The following is a 16,863-nucleotide window of genomic DNA, read 5'->3' as shown; positions in this document are numbered from 1 at the left end:
AGTGAGATCACCACACCAACGACGAGGGGCTTCGCCACGTCACCACACCTGACCAGCCCCTTTCATCCCCACAGCACAGGATGAAAGGGGTTCAGAGAGGGCTCCAAAGTTCGGCGGACTCGTCGGAGATGGCGAGCGTACGTCCTTGGCGGGGAGCTTGGCGAGCTTCTTCTTGCCCAGTCCGGGGATGAGGTATCCCTCCTGGCCGCCGCCGTATGGCACCGCAGAGAACAGGAGCAACAGTTCGCGGCTCCGAAGGGGGCGTCACGCCTGTCCGCTGACGTCAACTACTGTCGTCAAGATGCCGACCAGGCCGGTGATCTCTGTCCAGGCCGGTTTCTTCCTTGACCTCGCGTATGGCGGTGCCGGGCAGGGAGTCCGTCATCGCCATGCCGCCGCTGGGCAGGGCCCACAGGTCGTTGTCCATATCCCACGCAACGTCGCCCGCAACGTCCGCACCGGCACCCCACGGCCACGCCGCTTCGAACCCCTCACCGCGATATCTTCCCAGCGAAGGCCGGGGAGTTCGCCTTTGTGGAGTCCGGTGCGGAGGGCGTGTTCGTCGAACAGGGCGTGCAGTCGGTGATCTTGCGCGGCGGTGAGGAGTCGGCGGGCTTCGGTTGCGGTGAGAGGTTCGAGGCGTCGTGGTCGGGGTGTGCCAGTGCGGATGTCGGGCGACGTTGCGCGAGTTCTCCTCCGCGCGGGCGGCGAGCTCCAGGGCGGATTTGAGCACAGAGTGACTGAGCTGCGAAGTCGCGCTCTCGCGCCCATGCCATATATCATCGGTGTTATGGAGAGCGGGCGGTACTCGATCGAGATCGAGCCGGAGGTGCGGCTGTGGCTGGAGAGCATTCCCGCCCACCACTACAAGCAGGCCGAACGCGTCGCCGACCTGCTCGCCGAGCAGGCCACCACGCTCGACGAGCCGCACTCCCGCCACCTGGGCGGCAAGCTCCGCGAGCTGCGCTTCCGCCTCGGCGATGCTCACCAGCGCATTACCTACTGGCTCGCACCCGACCGTCGCGTCGTGCTGCTCACCGTGTTCCGCAAGACCAAGATGCGCGAGCAGGCCGAAGTGGACCGCGCGCACACCGCTCAACGGCTGTGCGAAGCCGAGCACCAGGCAGCCGCCGAACACGACCTCTATAGCCGCGACCTCAAGGAGAATCGATGAACCACAGCGAATGGAGGACTCGCCGCCACCGCCGGCTGGTCGGTGAACACCTTGACGCTGACCCCGAGTACGACCGCGTCTACGAAGAAGCCGGCCTGGCCATGACGCTGGGCAAGGCCGTCTACGACCGGCGCAGGCAACTCGGTCTGAGCGAGGCCGACCTGGCCGAGCGCCTGCACACCACCACTGACGAGATTGAAGGCATCGAGACCGCCACCGAACTGCCGCCCATCGCTGTCATCATGCGCCTGGCCCGAGCCCTGGACCTCACCGTCGACATGCACCTCGCCCCCGGGGACGAGCCCACCGTCACCATCGTCACTCCGGCCGCCTGATGTCGGGAGGAGCCATGCATGACGCCTCCACAGCGCTCGCCCGCGAGCTGGGCAGACTTGTCCACGACCGGCGCACCGAGCTCGGGCTGTCCCAGGCCGAACTGGCTGAGCGGTGCGGGATGAAGCAGCCGCAGATCTCCCGCTTCGAAGCCGGGGGAACGGTGCCCACCCTTCCGATGCTGCGCCGCCTGGCCCGTGCCCTTGGCGCCGACTTGAGTATCAGTCTCACGCCGCACGACAAGGCCGCTTGACGCGGATCTCAAATCCCGGTCGTGGCGGATCTGCCGCAGGTCCCGGCGCAGCCCGAACCGAGTGTTGTCAATGCCCACCGCCGTCCTCGCTCTGGAGCGGCAGCGCTGGAAGAGCTCAACGACCCGGCCCGGCATTCCTGGTGCTGTCATCGGCTCACAGAGCCGCCCGCTCCTTCAACGGCTCCCACCACCCCCGGTTCTCCCGGTACCAGGCGAACGTCTCCGCCAGCCCCACCGTGAAGTCCTTCCGCGGCCGGTAGCCCAGTTCGGTGCTGATCTTGGTGCAGTCCACCGAGTAGCGCAGGTCGTGGCCCAGGCGGTCCGGGACGTGTTCGACGCTCTCCCAGGTCGCGCCCGCCAGGTCCAGCAGGAGCTGGGTGAGTTCCTTGTTGCTGAGTTCCGTGCCGCCGCCGATGTTGTAGACCTCTCCCGGGCGCCCGCCGGTGCGGACCAGTTCCAGGCCCTGGATGTGGTCGTCGATGTGCAGCCAGTCGCGGACGTTCAGGCCCTCGCCGTACAGCGGGACGCGGTGGCCGTCGAGGAGGTTGGTGACGAACAGCGGGATGACCTTCTCGGGGAAGTGGTGGTGGCCGTAGTTGTTGGAGCAGCGGGTCACCCGCACGTCCAGGCCGAAGGTGCGGTGGTAGGAGAGGGCCATGATGTCGGAGGACGCCTTGGACGCGGCGTAGGGGGAGTTGGGCCTGAGGGGGTCCGTCTCGGGCCAGGAGCCCTCCGCGAGGGAGCCGTACACCTCGTCCGTGGACACGTGCAGGAAGCGGGCGGGGCCGCCGGGGCGGCGCAGGGCCGCGTCCAGCAGGGTCTGGGTGCCCAGCACGTTGGTGATGGCGAACTCGGCCGCCCCCTGGATGGAGCGGTCCACGTGGGACTCCGCGGCGAAGTGCACGATCTGGTCGTGCCCCGCCACCAGCTCGGCCACCAGGTCGCGGTCGCAGATGTCGCCCTGCACGAACCGGAAGCCCGTCTGCCCGCGGACCGGGTCCAGGTTGGCCGGGTTGCCGGCGTAGGTCAGCTTGTCGAGGACGGTCACGGACACGTCGCCCGGCCCGCCGGGCCCGAGCAGCGTGCGGACGTAGTGCGAGCCGATGAAGCCGGCGCCGCCGGTGACGAGGATGCGTGTGGTGGTCGTCATGACGAGATCTGCACCTTGCTGTGGTCGCCGAGGATGAGCCGGTGTGCGGCGGGCACCCGCGGGGCGGGCGTCACCTCCACGTTGCGTCCGATGATCGAGGCCTCCACGCGGCGGGCGCCGTGCACCGAGGAGTGGTCGAGGACGATCGAGAACTCGATCTCGCTGTCGGTGATCGTGCAGTCGCCCGCGATCGAGGTGAACGGGCCGACGTAGGAGGAGGACACCACCGTGCCCGGCCCGATCACGGCCGGGCCGACGATGCGTGACGCGGTCACCGTCGCTCCCTCGTCGATCTGCACCCGCCCGATGATCTCGCTGGCGTCGTCGACCCGGCCGTCGGTACGCGGCTCCATCCGCTCCAGCACGGTCCGGTTGACTTCCAGCATGTCGGCGACGTTCCCGGTGTCCTTCCAGTAACCGGAGATCGTCGTCGAGCGGACGTCGCGGCCGGCGTCGATCAGCCACTGCAACGCGTGGGTGATCTCCAGCTCGCCCCGCCAGGACGGCTCGATCGCGCGGACGGCCTCGTGCACGGCCGGGGTGAAGAGGTAGACGCCGACCAGCGCCAGGTCGCTCTTCGGTGTCTTCGGTTTCTCCTCCAGGTTCACCACGCGTCCGTCGGCGCCGAGTTCGGCCACCCCGAACTGGCGCGGGTCGGAGACCTGGGTCAGCAGGATCTGGGCGTCGGGCCGGTCCGTGCGGAAGGACTCGGCCAGGGAGGAGATGCCGCCGACGATGAAGTTGTCGCCGAGGTACATCACGAAGTCGTCGTCGCCGAGGAACTCCCGGGCGATCAGCACCGCGTGGGCCAGGCCCAGCGGGGCGTCCTGCGGGATGTAGGTGACGGACAGACCGAACTTGGAGCCGTCGCCGACGGCCTCCCTGATCTCGTCGGCCGTGTCCCCGACGACGATCCCGACCTCCGTGACACCGGCGTCCGCGATCGCCTCCAGACCGTAGAAGAGCACCGGTTTGTTGGCCACGGGCACCAGTTGCTTGGCCGATGTGTGGGTGAGGGGGCGCAGGCGGGTTCCGGCCCCGCCGGAGAGTACGAGAGCCTTCATGGCCGCGACGCTAGAAGCCCCTACTTGAGCGGGAGTGGGGGATCGGCCGCGCCCACAGGGACTCTCCAGGGCCGCTCAAGAGCGGGTGCGGATCCTCGGGGGCAGTTCCGCGAGGCGAGCCCGAGAAAGGCACCGACACCATGGCAGCAGACAACCACCGCGCACTCGTCCAGGCCTTCGTCGACATGGTCAACAGCCACGACGTGAGCACGATCGGCGAGCACACCGCGCCCGGGCACATCGACCACAACCCGGTCGTCGCCGACGGCATCGAGGCCAACGCGGCCTTCTTCCAGCAGATCTTCCAGGCCTTCCCCGACGTACGGGTCGTCGCCCACGACGTGCTCGTGGACGGCGACCGGATAGCGGGCCGGTTCGAGTACTCCGGCACCCACCAGGGCACGTTCTTCGGCGTCGAGGCCACCGGCCGCACGCTGTCCTTCCAGTCCATCGACATCTGGCGGGTCCAGGACGGCCTGCTCGCCGAGCACTGGGACCAGCTCGACATGGCGGGCATGTTCCGCCAGCTCGGCGTCGACTTCTACGCCCTGCAGGGCGCCTGACCTGCCTGTCCCCGTGCGTGCGGGCGGCCCGGTGCGGCAAGGGGAATCCCTCGCCGCACCGGGCCGCCTCCCTGTGGCCGCGCTCCCTCAGCCGCGCCCCGCCGCCCGGTCCACCTCCTCCACCAGCCGGGCGTGGTCCAGGATCGCCTCCGTGTGCGGCGCGAAGTCCTCGCCGTGCAGCACCGCGCGGGCGAAGACCCCGGCCATGTTGGTGAAGTGCCGGTCCTGCTCCAGCACCAGCTCGCTCAGCTCACCGTCGCGCTCCACCTTCAGCACGGGCGTGAAGTCGTCCGGCGTGCTGAAGGCCCGCTCCAGCCGCAGCCGCCCCCGGCTGCCCCACAGCCCGTACCCGCTGCGGTAGGCGTGCTCGACGCCATATGCCAGCTGCGCCGCCGCACCCGACGGCGCGACGAGCAGCGCACTGCCCGCGGGGCTCGGCCCGTACGGGCCGGCCGGGCGTTCCTGGGCCCCGGCCACCCGGAGTCCGGGGCCCAGGAAGAACTGGGCGGCGCGGATCGGATACGCGGCCACCTCCGGCAGCGTGCTGGCCCGCCGGGGCAGGCCGCCGGGCTCGGCGGGCGCCCGCAGCGGGATGCCGAACTCCGAGGAGAACAGCTGCACTTCACCGATCAGCCCGTCCGCGACCAGCTCCCGCACCCGGGCGTGCTGGCAGTGGTGGAGGAACATGAAGCCCTCCATCAGCAGCAGCCCCCGCTCCCGGGCGAAGGCGACCGCCTTCTCGGCGTCGGCCAGACTGGTGGCGAACGGCTTCTCGCACAGCACGTGCTTGCCGGCCGCGAGCGCCCGCAGTGTCCACTCCACATGCAGCTCGGGCGGCAGCGGCACATACACGGCGTCCACGTCGTCGCGCTCCAGCAGCCGCGCGTAGCCCTCCACGGGCGCGCCGCCGAAACGGTCGGTGAACTCCCGGGCCTTGTCCAGGCCGCGGCTGGCGACCGCCGTCACCTCGATGAGCGGCTGCCGCTCGAGCGAGGGCAGCATGCGCCGCCGGGCGATGTCCGCGCAGCCCAGCACGCCCAGGCGCAGGGGTCGTACGGCGTGCGCGCTCACCGGGCGAACACCCCGCCCAGCGACCACACCGCGCGCAGCCCGGTCAGCAGGGTGCGGGCCTCGATGTTGAGGTAGTTGCTGTGCCGCACCAGCGTGCTCAGCTGATCGGGCGTCACCCACACGAACTCCTCGGGCACGTCCACCGGGAACTCGTCGCCGACCTCCATCAGCACGTACCGGTTGCCGGCGTGGTGGAAGCGGCCGCCCTCCTCGGACTGCACGGTGTCGTAGAGCAGTTCGTCGGAGGTCGCGCGCAGCACGGTGTCCAGGTAACGCGGCCGCAGCTCGGCCGGCAGGGTCAGCGCCCGGCCCGGCTGGCACTGCACGGTCGGCCCGAACTCGGCCACGTCCAGCACGCCCGCCTCGGACCTGGCCTGCGCCAGCAGGTGCGGCACCCCGCAGATCCGGCGGATCAGGAACGCGGACAGCCCCTGCTCGGCCGGCGCCAGCAGCGGCTGGGTCCAGCTCTTGACCTCACGGTTGGCGGCCGCCACCGACGCGGCGATGACGGTGAAGTGGTGTCCGCTCTCGTGCTCGATGACCTCGTCGGTACGGCGCCAGCGCTCCACCTGGTTGAGCGGCAGGGTGCGCTGCACCAGCTCACGGCGCGCCTTCACCTCGGTCAGCCGGCTCAGCACCTGCTCGGTGGGGTGCAGCGGCGGGCCGCTCTCACCGAAGGCCGGGATCAGCGACAGCACGGTACGGGCGTCCATGTTGACCACGTTCGACTCGTAGAGCAACTGGTGGATCTGGCCGAGGGTCAGCCACACGAAGTCCTCGTGCCCGGGCACGTCCCCGACGGCCTCCACCACGATGTTCCGGTTGCGCTTGCGCAGGAACCAGGAGCCCTGCTCGGACTGCAGGGAGTCGTAGAGCACCCGCGACTGGGCGCGCGGCGGTTTGAAGTAGTCGATGTAGCGGACCGCGGCGCCCTTGTGCACCCCGGTGTAGTTGCTGCGGGTGGCCTGCACGGTGGGGGAGAGCTGCACCGTGTCGACGTTGCCGGGCTCCATCTTGGCCTGCATCAGGCAGTGCAGTACGCCGTCGAACTCCTTGACGACGATGCCCAGGATGCCGATCTCGGGCTGGTTGATGATCGGCTGCGACCACGACGTCTCGTGCCCGTTCCACTCGGTGCGCACGCCGAGCCCCTCCACCGAGAAGAACCGGCCGCTGTCGTGCACCAGGTTCCCGGTGGCGTCCTCGAAGCGCCAGCCGACCAGGTCGGAGAAGGGGATGCGCTGTACGTCGTAGCGGTTGGTGCGGCGCTGGGCGGCGAACCACTCGTGGAACACCTCGTTGGGCGTCACCGCGCTGTCGAGGGCCTGCGCGGACAGCATGAACCGCTGCACATGGCTCCGCTGCGCCTGACTTCGCGCGGGAGGCGCAACTGTGGTCATCGGGGGGCTCCTTCGGCTTGTCGCGCGCACCCGGAGGCGGGCGGCCGCACCACGACGATGGGGCGGCGCGATCGGCTGTGCCTGGAGAGACGCTGGACCTGCCCCGGAATTCTCCTGGATTCGCCCCCTTCACTCAACTCTACTTCCATACCCATATGTTGTCAGCGACAGGAAATATGTCACCACTAGACAACGGGTGTTCGCGTCCCTACGCTGAGCCGGTATGAGAATCCTCTTTGCCGGCGCCGGAAACTTCGGCCACGTCTATCCCCTCCTGCCGTTGGCGAAGGCCGCCCGGGCCGCGGGCCACGAGGTCTCCTTCGCCACCGGCGAGCAGCTGCACCGCGCCGTGGCGACGGCCGGCCTCGAACCGGTGGCCGCCGGCCGCTCGGTGCCCGAGGCGTTCATGGAAGCAGTCGGCTCTCGAGCCGACCTCGCGGGAGCGGGCGAACTCGGCGCCCAGGACGTGCCCCCGGAGGTACTGGCCGACCTGCACGTGCAGGTCTTCGGCTCCGTACTGCCGCGCTGGGTCGCCGCCGACCTGGCCACCGCCCTGGAGCGGATCCGCCCCGACCTCGTCGTCTACGAGGCACTGAACCCGGGTGCCGCCTTCGCCGCCGCCCTCGCGGGCGTGCCCGCCGTCGCCCACGGCGTCGGCGTGATGGCACTGGGCCCCGAGGAGGAGCGCATCGGGCAGCAACTGCTCGCCACCGCGGGCGACCTGGGCGTCGAGGTGCCCTTCGGCCAGCTGCTGGCCCTGTCCCGCAGCTACATCGACATCGTCCCGCCGTCCATCCAGGACCCGGGCTTCCTGGCCGCGCCGCTGCCCCGCATCGAACAGCGCACCGTCGCCTACGCCGAACCCGGCGAACTGCCCGAACCCATCCGCTCCTCCGGCAAGCCGTTCGTCTACCTCACCCTGGGCACCGCACTCGGCTCACCCGAAGTGCTGCGCAGCGTCCTCGCCGGACTGCTCCCGCTCGACGTCCCGGTGCTCGTCGCGGCCGGACCGGTCGTACCCGTCGGGGAACTCGGCGAACTGCCCGAACGCGTGGTGGCCGTGCCGTGGGTGGCACAGCCCGAAGCCCTCAAGCACGCCTCGCTGGTCGTCCAGCACGGCGGCGCCGGCACCACCCTGGCCACCCTCGCCGCCGGACTGCCCCAACTGGTCCTGCCGCAGGGCGCCGACGGCCCGGCCAACGGCAGGGCGGTCGCCGCCGCGGGCGCGGGCGAGGTCCTCCTGGCTGGCAACCAGTCACCCGACACGGTCACCGAGACCGCCCGCCGCCTGCTCGCCGAGGACGGCTACCGGATCGCCGCCGGCAAGGTCGCCACGGAGATCGCCTCGATGCCCGACCCGGCCGAGAACGTGGCCAAGCTGGTCGAACTGGCCGGCTGAACCCATCTGCCCGGTGCCGGTGCGCGCGGCCAGGTACCCCCGCGCGCACCGGCACCGCCGCATGCTCCCGCCCCGGCCCCGACCCGGTGCGCCGCGAAAATCCCTTGCGCCCCGCAGCCGCCCGGCCACAATCGGGCTGTGCGGATCCTGTCCTTCCCCGAAGAAGCCACCCCGGCCGAGCTGCGCGCGCAGGTGCACGAGATCCAGGAACAGGCGTGGCCGTCCCCGCCCGGCCCGGATGTCCCCCCTCCCGGCGCACCGGTCCACGACCCCGCGCTCCGGCCCCTGTCGATGCTGCTCGTGGACGACGGGACCGTGCTGGCCGCACTGGACATCCTGACCAAGCAGATCACCCACGCGGGCGCCCCCTACGCCGCCGCAGGCCTGAGCACCGTCGTGACCCGCCAGGAGGCCCGCGGCCACGGGCACGGCCGCCGTCTGGTGGCGGCAGCCCGCCAGACGATGGCCGAACGGAGCCTGGACCTCGGCCTGTTCACCTGCGACCGCCCGCTGCGGACGTTCTACGAGAGCGCGGGCTGGCACGTCCTGCCCGGAGCGGTCCTGATCGGCGGCACCCCCCAGGCGCCCTTCCCCAGCGACCGGCCCGGCTTCGACAAGGTGACCATGGCCGCCTTCTTCTCCCCCGAGGCCCGGCAGGCCGAGACACTGTTCCGCAACAGCCGCATCGAGCTGTATCCGGGGGAGACCGACAAACTCTGGTAGCGCCCCTCGGGCACGCCGACTTCACCCCCGTGATGAGGCGCCCCCGGTTCAGCAGGCCGTGTCGGTGAACCGCCCTGCCCGCCCTGCCGCTTCCGCCACTTGTCCGTGAGCTCGTACTGGCCCGATCCGTGGCGCGCGGTCAGAGCCACGACATTGGCGCCGTGCTCGGTGAGCGACTGGCCGATGTAGCCGCACAGCCGGCCCCGCTACTGCACCGCCCCCACCCACACCCCACCCGCCACCCCCGCCGGCACCAGGTCCTCGACCAGGCTCCACGGGCGGGAGTGGGCCAGGTGCCGCAGGGTGGTGCGCAGTTCCGCCGCCAGGCGGACCGCCTCGGGGCGGGACAGTGCCGAGGTCGCGAAGTCCAGGGCGAGCAGCGGGCGTTCGCGCCAGCGCAGCACCGTCAGGGACGCCTCGGCGGTGACGCCGCCCAGGTGGCCGTGGTGGAAGCGGGCGGTCAGGGCGCCGGTCCGCACCAGCGCCGGCAGCAGTTCGTCGTGGGCCGCGAACGCCACCCGGGACGAACCCGCGGAAAGACCCAGCTCCTGCGACAGAGCCGCCGCGTCCACCTCCGCGTACCCGAGCGCCTCACTGAAGGCACAGGCCAAGGAGCGCAGGAAGTAGTCGGCCGTGGGCTCCACCGCGCAGCGCACCGGCAGCGTCGCCGTGCACGGCGCCACCGTCCGCAGCAGCGCGGCCGTCGGCCGCACCGGCATCTCCATGTCGACCAGCAGCCGGTCGGTGCTCGCCCGCCGGCCCAGGGCCAGCACCCAGGCGCCCAGCACCACCGTGCTGTGCGGCACACCGGCCCGCCGCGCGGTCGCCTCCACCGCGTCCCGCAGCTCCTCGTCGATCCCGAACGCGAGGCGCTCGCCCCGGAAGTCGAAGGCCTCCCGCCGCACCGGCCGCGCCGGTACGTCCCGCAGCTGCCCGGCCCGCTCGGCCGTCAACGCGCGCAGCGCACCCGAGCGGCGCAGCATCCGCGCCCGCCGGGCCACCGCGTCCGGGCCGGGCGCAGCGGCGAAGGCGGGCGTGCGGCCGTAGCCGGAGAGCAGCTCCTGCCACACGAGCGCCGCCGACCAAGCGTCGGCCACCGCGGCGTGGTACAGGAACGACAGCAGCCGCCGGCCGGGCCCGAGCGGGGTCAAAACGAACGCCAGCGGCGGGCGGCCTGGACGGCCCGCCAGCTCCGTCACCTGCGCGGCCAGACCCGCGTGCACCGCGGCCACCGCCTCCGGCCCCGGACCGGGCACCGCCACCGGCTCCCGCACGACCAGCGGCACCGGACACCCGGCGAGCACCCGCCGCACCGGCCCGGTCGCCGACGGCGTGAACACGGTCCGCAGCCCCTCGTGCCGGGCGCCGAGCGCCTCCAGCGCCGTACGCAGCGCGCGCATGTCCAACGGCCCGGTCAGCTCGGCGCTCAGCACCCGGTACGCGGCGCGCGCCGGGCGGCCGGGGGACAGGGCCGCACGCTGCTCGGGCAGAGCCGGGCCGCAGCGGTGCGCCGACGGACGCTCGGGCACTGCGGCGGGCACCGGCGCCGCCAGCGCCAGCACCTCGGCGAGCGGCGCGGGCCCCAGCAGCAGTGCCAGGTCCAGGCAGAGCCGGTGCCGTTCCTCGGCGCGGGCCTGCAGCCGCATCGCCTGCTCGAGGGTGCCGCCCAGGGTGATGAAGGGGGAGTCGGCGGCTTCGGCCGGCAGGATGCGCCCGGCACGGCCCAGCACGTCGGCGGCCAGATCGAGCAGCGCCTCCGGGGGAGTCCGCATCGGCATCGGATGGCCCTCTCTGTGGCGGTCTTCGGCCTCTCTGCGGCGAGTCTTGCCGCGATCGTGCCGACAGCGCCTCGAAGACCGCTTGAGCATCCGTGCAGAAACACCGCCCCCCGCCCCGAAGTTGCCAAAAGCAGCGACCCTATCATCGCTAGCTTGAGTTTCGCCGAAATGCTAACGTGGGGTCATGACCCTCCGAGACCGCCGCCTTCGCGAGCAGGCCCAACGCCACCGGCTCATTCTCGCCACGGCACGCGAGATGGCCGAGGCGGAGGGCTGGGACAACGTCACGACACGGCGCCTCGCGGACCGTATCGAGTACAGCCAGCCGGTGCTCTACCAGCACTTCAAGAACAAGGACGCCATCATCCACGCGGTGGCGCAGCAGGGCCTCGCCGAACTCGCCGCCGCGCTGCGCGCCGCCCGCCTCGGCGCCGACGGCCCCCACGAGGCGCTGACCGAAGCCGCCCGCGCCTACGCGGAGTTCGCCGCCCGGGGACCGGTGCTCTACCAGGCCATGCTGGTGCTCGACGCGGGCGCCGCCCGGCCCGGCACCGGTACGTCCGGGGCGCATACGGCAGATACAGCCACAGCCGATACGGCGGCCGCGGCGGGCATGGCCGGCACGGCAGAGGCGTCTTCGGCGCCGCCGCCCCTGGACGTACTCGGCGAGATCGAGGAGGCCGTACAGCCGCTCGCCGCCGGCCGCGACCCGCGTGCGCTGGCGGAGGTGGTGTGGAGCGCCTGGCACGGATTGGCCACGCTCACCCACGGCGGCCGGCTCGACCGGTCCGCGACACCCGGCCGGATGGCCCTGCTGGCCGCGATGCTGACCGGCACCGCCGCCGCCCAGCCCGCCTGACGGCCCAGCCCGCCTGACGGCCCAGTCAGCCCGGCGTCCAAGCCGGCCCGGCGGGCTGGGCCCGGCGGCCAGGGCTCAGACTCAGACCGAGGTCTTGGCGGGCTCGGCGTCCCCGGTCGGCGGCTTGGCGACCGCCTCGTTCACCCGCTTGCCGAGCAGCACGAACAGCAGGATCAGCCCGACCGTCAGCAGGATGTGGCCCAGACCCGCGATCAGCGGCACGGCCTCGGGCACGTCGTCGCCGAGCACCGTCAGACACCCGTGCACGCCCATCATGGCGACGGTGACGGTGATACCCGCGTTGTAGAACCAGAAGAACAAGTCGAACATCCGCGTCCCCGACAACTGGAACACCTTGTCCAGGCCCAGCACGATCAGGAAGCCGAGCATGCCCAGAGCCAGCAGGTGCGTGTGCATCAGAGCCAGCTGGGTATCACCGGTGAAGTCGTTGATCTTCGTGAACTCCCGGTAGAACAAACCGGAGACGACTCCCACGATCATGTAGACGTGTGCTGCGTAGTACGACTTCCGCATCGCGGCGCTCGCTCCCTGAGTCGTAAGGCGTGCCGACTGGCCTCATTCAAGCACCCGGTGCCTGCCCGCCGGCCGGTAGCACGAACCGCCTCCAGCGCCCGTCGTGCGCTTCTTGAGCGGTCCTGTAGCCCGCGCCCCCAACGATCACCACCCCCCCGCCCGGCCCCGCGAGACAGGCTCGCAACCGCTTCGGGAACCGCTCGAGCGAACGGGACGGGCACGAGCGGCACGTCTACCGTGACGCATGCCTGGGGGAGGAGGCAGCCATGGACGAACGGCACGCCACACTGCACGTCCTGCCCCCGCTCGACGAGCCGGCCGGGCACCTCGCAACCGCCCCGGACCCGGCCGCCGAACCGGTTCCGGCCCCGGCAGTGGAGGCGGCACGCCCCGTCCGGGTCCACATCGTGGGCACCGACCCGCTGGCCCGCGTCGGCATCCGCGCCCTCCTCGAGGGACACCCCGGCATCGCCGTCACCGGCGAGAGCGCGCCCGGGCCCCAACTCGGCCTCGTGCTGCGCTCCCTGCGCCCGCAGGTACTCGTCGTGCACGGCCCGCAGAACACCGAACAGCGGGGCCGGCTGGCACAGGACGCACCCGACGGCCTGCCCGTCCTGGTGGTCGGCGGCGAGGACACCGAGGACGGCGGGGACGGCGGGGGCAGGGAGCGCGGCCCGGCCCACGGACACCTGCCCGGCACCACGACGGCACGTCAGCTCGCCGCCGCGGTCGTACTGGCCGCCGCCGGATACACCCTGGTCCCGGCCGAGGGACGGCGCCCGGTCCCGCACCCCCGGATCTCCAGCATCAGCCCCGGCGAACTGACCCGCCGCGAGTGCGAGGTGCTCGAACTGCTGGCGCGCGGACAGTCCAACGGGGAGATCGCCCGCTCGCTCACCCTCTCCGAGCACACGGTCAAGACACATGTGCAGAACATGCTGCACAAGCTGCGGCTGCCCAACCGGGTGCACGCCGCCATCTACGCCTTCGAGACCGGCGTACGACGACCGCTGTGACCGCCGTGACCACGGCGGCGACCCCCGCACTCGCCGTCCCGCGGTGACCGCCGGATTCTTCCCGCCGCTGGAGAACCGCAAGACAGCCGCGTGAGACCGGCGTGAGACCCGCGTGAGGCGGGCGCGAGAACCGCAAGAGACCCAGGGCACGGGCCATGGCAAGGGTTTGCCCGCCCGTTGCCAGCCCGCCTACGCTCGACGCGGTCCCAGTTGCCCCACCCGTGCCCCATCCGTTCCGCGGCCGCCGCCGTCGCGTGTTCAACCGAGGGAATGGTCATATGCTCCGACAGCCCGCGTTCGGCCGCCGACTGAGGAAGCTGCGCATGGCGCAGGGACTCTCCCAGACCGCGCTGGCCGGCGACGGAATGTCCACGGGCTACCTCTCCCGGCTGGAGTCGGGCGCCCGCCAGCCGACCGAACGCGCCGTCGCCTACCTCGCCGACCGGCTCGGCCTGGAACCGGCCGACTTCGAGGACCCCGCGGGCGGTTCCCTGGCACACGCGCTCACCCTGGCCGCCTCCACCGGCTCCGGGGACGCGGTGGAGACACTGCGCGAGGCCCTGGCGGCCGAGGGCCACGAGACGCCGGTACTGCGCTGGCAGGCACTGTGGCAACTGGCCCAGCACCGGCGGGTGCAGGGCGACCACGAGGGGGAGCGGGAGTACCTGGAGGATCTGGTCAGGCTCGGCGACGAGGTGGGGCTCGCCGAACTGCGGGTGCGCGGGCTGACCAGGTTCGCCCGCTGCCTGCGCTCGCTCGGCGAGATAACCGCCGCCCTGGAGGCCTGCGTCACCGCCCACCACCTCGCCCGCGACGCCGGCCTGGGCGTGGACGACCGTTCCGCGGTACTGCTCGCGCTGGTCTCCGTGGAGGCCGAGGCCGGCCGGATGCCGGACGCGCGGGCGCACGCCGACGAACTGGCCGCCCTCGTCGAGGGCCGCTCGGACACGGTGTGGGCCGAGGCGATGTGGACCGCGGCCGCCGTCCGGGTCCGCCAGGGCGACTACCCGGCCGCGCAGGCCTACCTGGACCAGGCCCTGGAACGGTTCAGCAGCTCCGACGACCTGGTGCTGTGGCTGCGGCTCCGGCTCGCCGCCGGCCGGCTGCACCTCCAGAAGGTCCCCGCCGACCCGGAGGCCGCCCAGCACTGCGTCACCGCCGCCGAGTCGGCACTCGCCTTCGCCGGCACCCCCGGCCTGCGCCAGGAACTGACCGCCCTGAAGGCCGACCTCGCCTTCCTGACCGCCCAGTACGACGACGCCCGCACCCTGCTCGGCGAACTCGCCCTGGAGGAACCCCGGATGACCTACCGGGACCGGGTACGCCTCGACATCCTGCGCCACCAGCTGCGCATCCTCTCCGGCGACGACGGCGGCGTCAAAGGCCTGCGCGCCCTGGCCGAACAGGCACAGGCCGACGCCAACATCGACCTGGCCGCCGAGATCTGGCGCATCCTCGCCGAAGCCCTGGCCCAGTCCCAGTCCCAGACCCAGCCCCAGGGCCGGGCCTGAGGCCGGAGGGACTTCGCCGCTGCCGCCGCCCCGCCGTGGCCATGACGGCGGACCAGCCCCCGCCCGCGCACGGCGGCACAGCCCGGTCCGGCCGGGTCCTGGCCGGTGACCGCCCGGTGCCCGCAAACCGTGCCCAACCTGTTCGAAGGCGCGGCCAGTCCTGGATCGGGTGGCCCTCTTGACATCCTCCCCTCCCTGAAGGGAGGTGGATTTCTAGCTCACTTCGCCTGGCTCCTAGCAGGGGGCAGGGCTTACAAGATCGGCACTTGCCGGGTTGAGACCAGCCCGGACGAGCATCACGCGGGCGGAGTTCTTGTCCCTGGGGGACGCCGTTCCGCATGTGGTGCACGTGTACGTTCTCTCGGAAAGAGGGAGTGCGTGCTTGGTTCTCGCTCCGCAGTGTGCGCAGTCCATGGTGGTGTGTGCGGGGTGGACCAGGTGCACGGTCCGTCCGTGCTTGCGGGCCATCTCGAGCAGGGCCGTTTTCGTGGCGCCGATCGCGGCGTCGGCCGCTTTGTGGGCCATGGTCGACTTCGCGAGGAAGCGCGGGCGGAAGTCCTCCACGGCGAGTTGGTCGAAGTCCCGGACCACGCGTTTGGCCCACTTGCGGCCGGTGTCCTGCCGCTGTCGGGCGATCTTCTTGGACACCTTCGCCGCGGCCTTCCGGGCCCTGCGGTAGCCGTGGGTGTCGGGCCGGTTCTTCGGCGTCGCGCGGCGGGCCATCTGCTGCTGATAGCGGGCCGGCCTCGTGGCAGCGGTCTTCCCGTGCTGGGCGTGCCGGAGGTCGTGGGCGTCGGACGTGGTGGTCGCCGTCTCCTTGACGCCCCAGTCGATACCGATCACCGCGCCGGTCTGCGGCATCGGCTCGACGCCGCTCCTTACGACGAACGAGGCGTACCAGTGGCCGAGACTGTCCCGGTACACCCGCACCGACGTCGGAGCGGACGGGAGTTCACGCGACCACACCACGGTCAGCACGATCCCGCCGGCCAGGTGCAGGCGCCCGTCCTTCAGGCGGAAGCCGCGGCGTGTGTAGTTGAGGGTGGGCAGGGCCTCGCGCTTCCTCTTGATGCGGGGCATCTGGGCCCGCTGCCGCACCGGGAGCTTCGCCTTGATGTCCTTCAGCGCTTTGGCCCGGGACTTCGCGAAGTCCCGGATGATCTGCTGCTGCGGAACCGACGCACCCTCACGCAGCCACGCCATCCCGGCACGGGCCCCAGTCAACATCTTGTCCAGCTGCGCCGGACCGCACGTGATCTTCTCCCCGGCACTCCGGTTGAAGCCGTGGACCTTGCGGGACACCGCCACGCACTCGTTCCACACCCAACGACACCGCGCCCACTCCGCATCCAGCCCGGCCAGCGCGGTCGACGACACACGCAGCCGACAGGTGAACCGGGCATGTCCGGACCCTTCGGCCATCGCTGCTGCCGTCATGAACCAGAACCTAACAGCCCCCACGTGCTCGCAGTCGACGTCACCGCCGACGGAGACCGGCTTCTGGTGCCGGCGCTGTGCCTGGCGCAGGCCGAGGCCAGCCAAGCTGGCGCGGCGCGGGCCGTTCTCGGGTACCCGTGCACCGACGTCGAGCCGCTCGGGCAGATCGACGCCCCGGCCGTAGGCACCCTGTTCCGCGACGGCTACGGCGGCATGGACACCTGCCACGCGCTCTACACCTCTCTGCGCCGCACCGGGACAGGCGGCATGCCCATCCTGCTGACCGACGACGAGATCCGTTACCCGCCCGGCATCCTCGCCATCGGCATCGACACCCCCGGCATGCTCGGCTTCCACTGAGCCCGACACCACCCCGACCTGCCCGGCCCGGGCCAAGCGCGCCGCCGTCGACAAGTACCGAAAGTCGAGTAGCGCCAGCCCCGGAATCGGGCGTACCCCACGGGCCGCCGAGCGAGTGAGCTCTTTCAGTTCGGCCACTAAAATCGGGTGACGAGGGGTGAGTCAGAACGGGCGAGGCTCCTGGGGTGTCGAGACAGATGTCTGACGTCTGAACTCATCACCCGAGGGGCCCCGGTCC

17 protein-coding genes and 2 pseudogenes are annotated in these 16,863 nt (G+C 71.6%); 10 read left to right on the top strand and 9 right to left on the bottom strand.

Features of this window, described 5'->3' with window-relative positions:
- Nucleotides 1-294: 294 nt before the first annotated feature.
- Both ACIPK3_RS32940 and ACIPK3_RS32935 read right to left on the bottom strand, forming a co-directional pair.
- Nucleotides 295-424 (bottom strand): annotated as a pseudogene (locus tag ACIPK3_RS32940) (NUDIX hydrolase); the annotation flags it as partial.
- Nucleotides 425-498: 74 nt separating this feature from the next.
- Nucleotides 499-739, bottom strand: a pseudogene (locus ACIPK3_RS32935) (site-specific integrase); the annotation flags it as partial.
- Between the two features lie 51 nt (nucleotides 740-790).
- Here ACIPK3_RS32935 and ACIPK3_RS32930 point away from each other — a divergent pair.
- Genes ACIPK3_RS32930 through ACIPK3_RS32920 form a run of 3 tightly spaced genes read left to right on the top strand, consistent with a single transcriptional unit; the run spans nucleotide 791 to nucleotide 1,760 of the window.
- Entirely contained in the window at nucleotides 791-1,174 is a 384-nt protein-coding gene (locus ACIPK3_RS32930) for a type II toxin-antitoxin system RelE/ParE family toxin (RefSeq protein ID WP_402575711.1), read from the top strand.
- Nucleotides 1,171-1,509, top strand: a complete 339-nt coding sequence (locus ACIPK3_RS32925; RefSeq protein ID WP_402575709.1) for a helix-turn-helix domain-containing protein — start codon at nucleotides 1,171-1,173, stop codon at nucleotides 1,507-1,509. Before ACIPK3_RS32930 ends, ACIPK3_RS32925 begins: the two co-directional genes overlap by 4 nt.
- Nucleotides 1,509-1,760 carry a helix-turn-helix domain-containing protein gene (locus ACIPK3_RS32920; protein WP_402575707.1) on the top strand — a complete coding sequence of 84 codons (252 nt, stop codon included), beginning with the start codon at nucleotides 1,509-1,511 and terminating at the stop codon, nucleotides 1,758-1,760. Before ACIPK3_RS32925 ends, ACIPK3_RS32920 begins: the two co-directional genes overlap by 1 nt.
- Before the next feature lie 154 nt (nucleotides 1,761-1,914).
- Here the strand turns inward: ACIPK3_RS32920 and rfbB are convergent, their stop codons facing one another.
- The gene (gene rfbB, locus ACIPK3_RS32915) at nucleotides 1,915-2,910 is read right to left on the bottom strand and encodes a dTDP-glucose 4,6-dehydratase (protein ID WP_402575705.1); all 996 of its coding nucleotides are present in this window, start codon (nucleotides 2,908-2,910) and stop codon (nucleotides 1,915-1,917) included.
- Nucleotides 2,907-3,974, bottom strand: coding sequence for a glucose-1-phosphate thymidylyltransferase (locus ACIPK3_RS32910; RefSeq protein WP_402575703.1), 1,068 nt, complete (start codon nucleotides 3,972-3,974; stop codon nucleotides 2,907-2,909). Before ACIPK3_RS32910 ends, rfbB begins: the two co-directional genes overlap by 4 nt.
- Before the next feature lie 140 nt (nucleotides 3,975-4,114).
- On the opposite strand from ACIPK3_RS32910, the gene ACIPK3_RS32905 reads away from it, so the two are divergent.
- Nucleotides 4,115-4,537 carry an ester cyclase gene (locus ACIPK3_RS32905; protein ID WP_402575701.1) on the top strand — a complete coding sequence of 141 codons (423 nt, stop codon included), beginning with the start codon at nucleotides 4,115-4,117 and terminating at the stop codon, nucleotides 4,535-4,537.
- An 87-nt stretch (nucleotides 4,538-4,624) separates the two neighbouring features.
- On the opposite strand, the gene ACIPK3_RS32900 is transcribed toward ACIPK3_RS32905, so the two are convergent.
- Entirely contained in the window at nucleotides 4,625-5,608 is a 984-nt protein-coding gene (locus ACIPK3_RS32900) for a Gfo/Idh/MocA family protein (protein WP_402575699.1), read from the bottom strand.
- Nucleotides 5,605-7,008 (bottom strand): NDP-hexose 2,3-dehydratase family protein, encoded by a 1,404-nt coding sequence (locus ACIPK3_RS32895; RefSeq protein WP_402575697.1) that lies wholly within the window; start codon nucleotides 7,006-7,008, stop codon nucleotides 5,605-5,607. The genes ACIPK3_RS32900 and ACIPK3_RS32895 overlap by 4 nt, the downstream gene beginning before the upstream one ends.
- Before the next feature lie 223 nt (nucleotides 7,009-7,231).
- Between ACIPK3_RS32895 and ACIPK3_RS32890 the strand changes: the two genes are divergently transcribed.
- Both ACIPK3_RS32890 and ACIPK3_RS32885 read left to right on the top strand, forming a co-directional pair.
- Nucleotides 7,232-8,407 (top strand): glycosyltransferase, encoded by a 1,176-nt coding sequence (locus ACIPK3_RS32890; protein ID WP_402575695.1) that lies wholly within the window; start codon nucleotides 7,232-7,234, stop codon nucleotides 8,405-8,407.
- 138 nt (nucleotides 8,408-8,545) lie between these two features.
- Complete coding sequence (locus ACIPK3_RS32885; protein WP_402575693.1) at nucleotides 8,546-9,130, top strand: GNAT family N-acetyltransferase; 585 nt, start codon at nucleotides 8,546-8,548, stop codon at nucleotides 9,128-9,130.
- Nucleotides 9,131-9,336: 206 nt separating this feature from the next.
- Here the strand turns inward: ACIPK3_RS32885 and ACIPK3_RS32880 are convergent, their stop codons facing one another.
- On the bottom strand, nucleotides 9,337-10,902 hold the full coding sequence (locus ACIPK3_RS32880) for a condensation domain-containing protein (RefSeq protein WP_402575691.1): 1,566 nt from the start codon (nucleotides 10,900-10,902) through the stop codon (nucleotides 9,337-9,339).
- 190 nt (nucleotides 10,903-11,092) lie between these two features.
- Between ACIPK3_RS32880 and ACIPK3_RS32875 the strand changes: the two genes are divergently transcribed.
- A complete protein-coding gene (locus tag ACIPK3_RS32875; RefSeq protein WP_402575689.1) occupies nucleotides 11,093-11,767 on the top strand; it encodes a helix-turn-helix domain-containing protein in 675 nt (224 codons plus the stop codon).
- Nucleotides 11,768-11,848: 81 nt separating this feature from the next.
- Here the strand turns inward: ACIPK3_RS32875 and ACIPK3_RS32870 are convergent, their stop codons facing one another.
- Nucleotides 11,849-12,301, bottom strand: a complete 453-nt coding sequence (locus tag ACIPK3_RS32870) for a DUF2871 domain-containing protein (protein ID WP_402575687.1) — start codon at nucleotides 12,299-12,301, stop codon at nucleotides 11,849-11,851.
- Nucleotides 12,302-12,567: 266 nt separating this feature from the next.
- Here ACIPK3_RS32870 and ACIPK3_RS32865 point away from each other — a divergent pair, with 266 nt between their 5' ends.
- Nucleotides 12,568-13,317: a response regulator transcription factor gene (locus tag ACIPK3_RS32865; RefSeq protein ID WP_402575685.1), complete on the top strand. Its 750-nt coding sequence runs from the start codon at nucleotides 12,568-12,570 to the stop codon at nucleotides 13,315-13,317.
- A gap of 278 nt (nucleotides 13,318-13,595) precedes the next feature.
- Complete coding sequence (locus tag ACIPK3_RS32860) at nucleotides 13,596-14,828, top strand: helix-turn-helix domain-containing protein (protein ID WP_402575683.1); 1,233 nt, start codon at nucleotides 13,596-13,598, stop codon at nucleotides 14,826-14,828.
- A 234-nt stretch (nucleotides 14,829-15,062) separates the two neighbouring features.
- On the opposite strand, the gene ACIPK3_RS32855 is transcribed toward ACIPK3_RS32860, so the two are convergent.
- Complete coding sequence (locus ACIPK3_RS32855) at nucleotides 15,063-16,265, bottom strand: RNA-guided endonuclease InsQ/TnpB family protein (RefSeq protein ID WP_402575681.1); 1,203 nt, start codon at nucleotides 16,263-16,265, stop codon at nucleotides 15,063-15,065.
- A 24-nt stretch (nucleotides 16,266-16,289) separates the two neighbouring features.
- On the opposite strand from ACIPK3_RS32855, the gene ACIPK3_RS32850 reads away from it, so the two are divergent.
- A complete protein-coding gene (locus ACIPK3_RS32850; protein ID WP_402575679.1) occupies nucleotides 16,290-16,625 on the top strand; it encodes a hypothetical protein in 336 nt (111 codons plus the stop codon).
- The last annotated feature ends 238 nt before the right edge of the window (nucleotides 16,626-16,863 follow it).

Source organism: Streptomyces sp. NPDC086787, assembly GCF_044745865.1.
GTDB lineage: Bacteria > Actinomycetota > Actinomycetes > Streptomycetales > Streptomycetaceae > Streptomyces.
The sequence above is the reverse complement of the archived record's forward strand: the minus strand, read 5'-3'. Positions and strand labels throughout refer to the sequence as shown.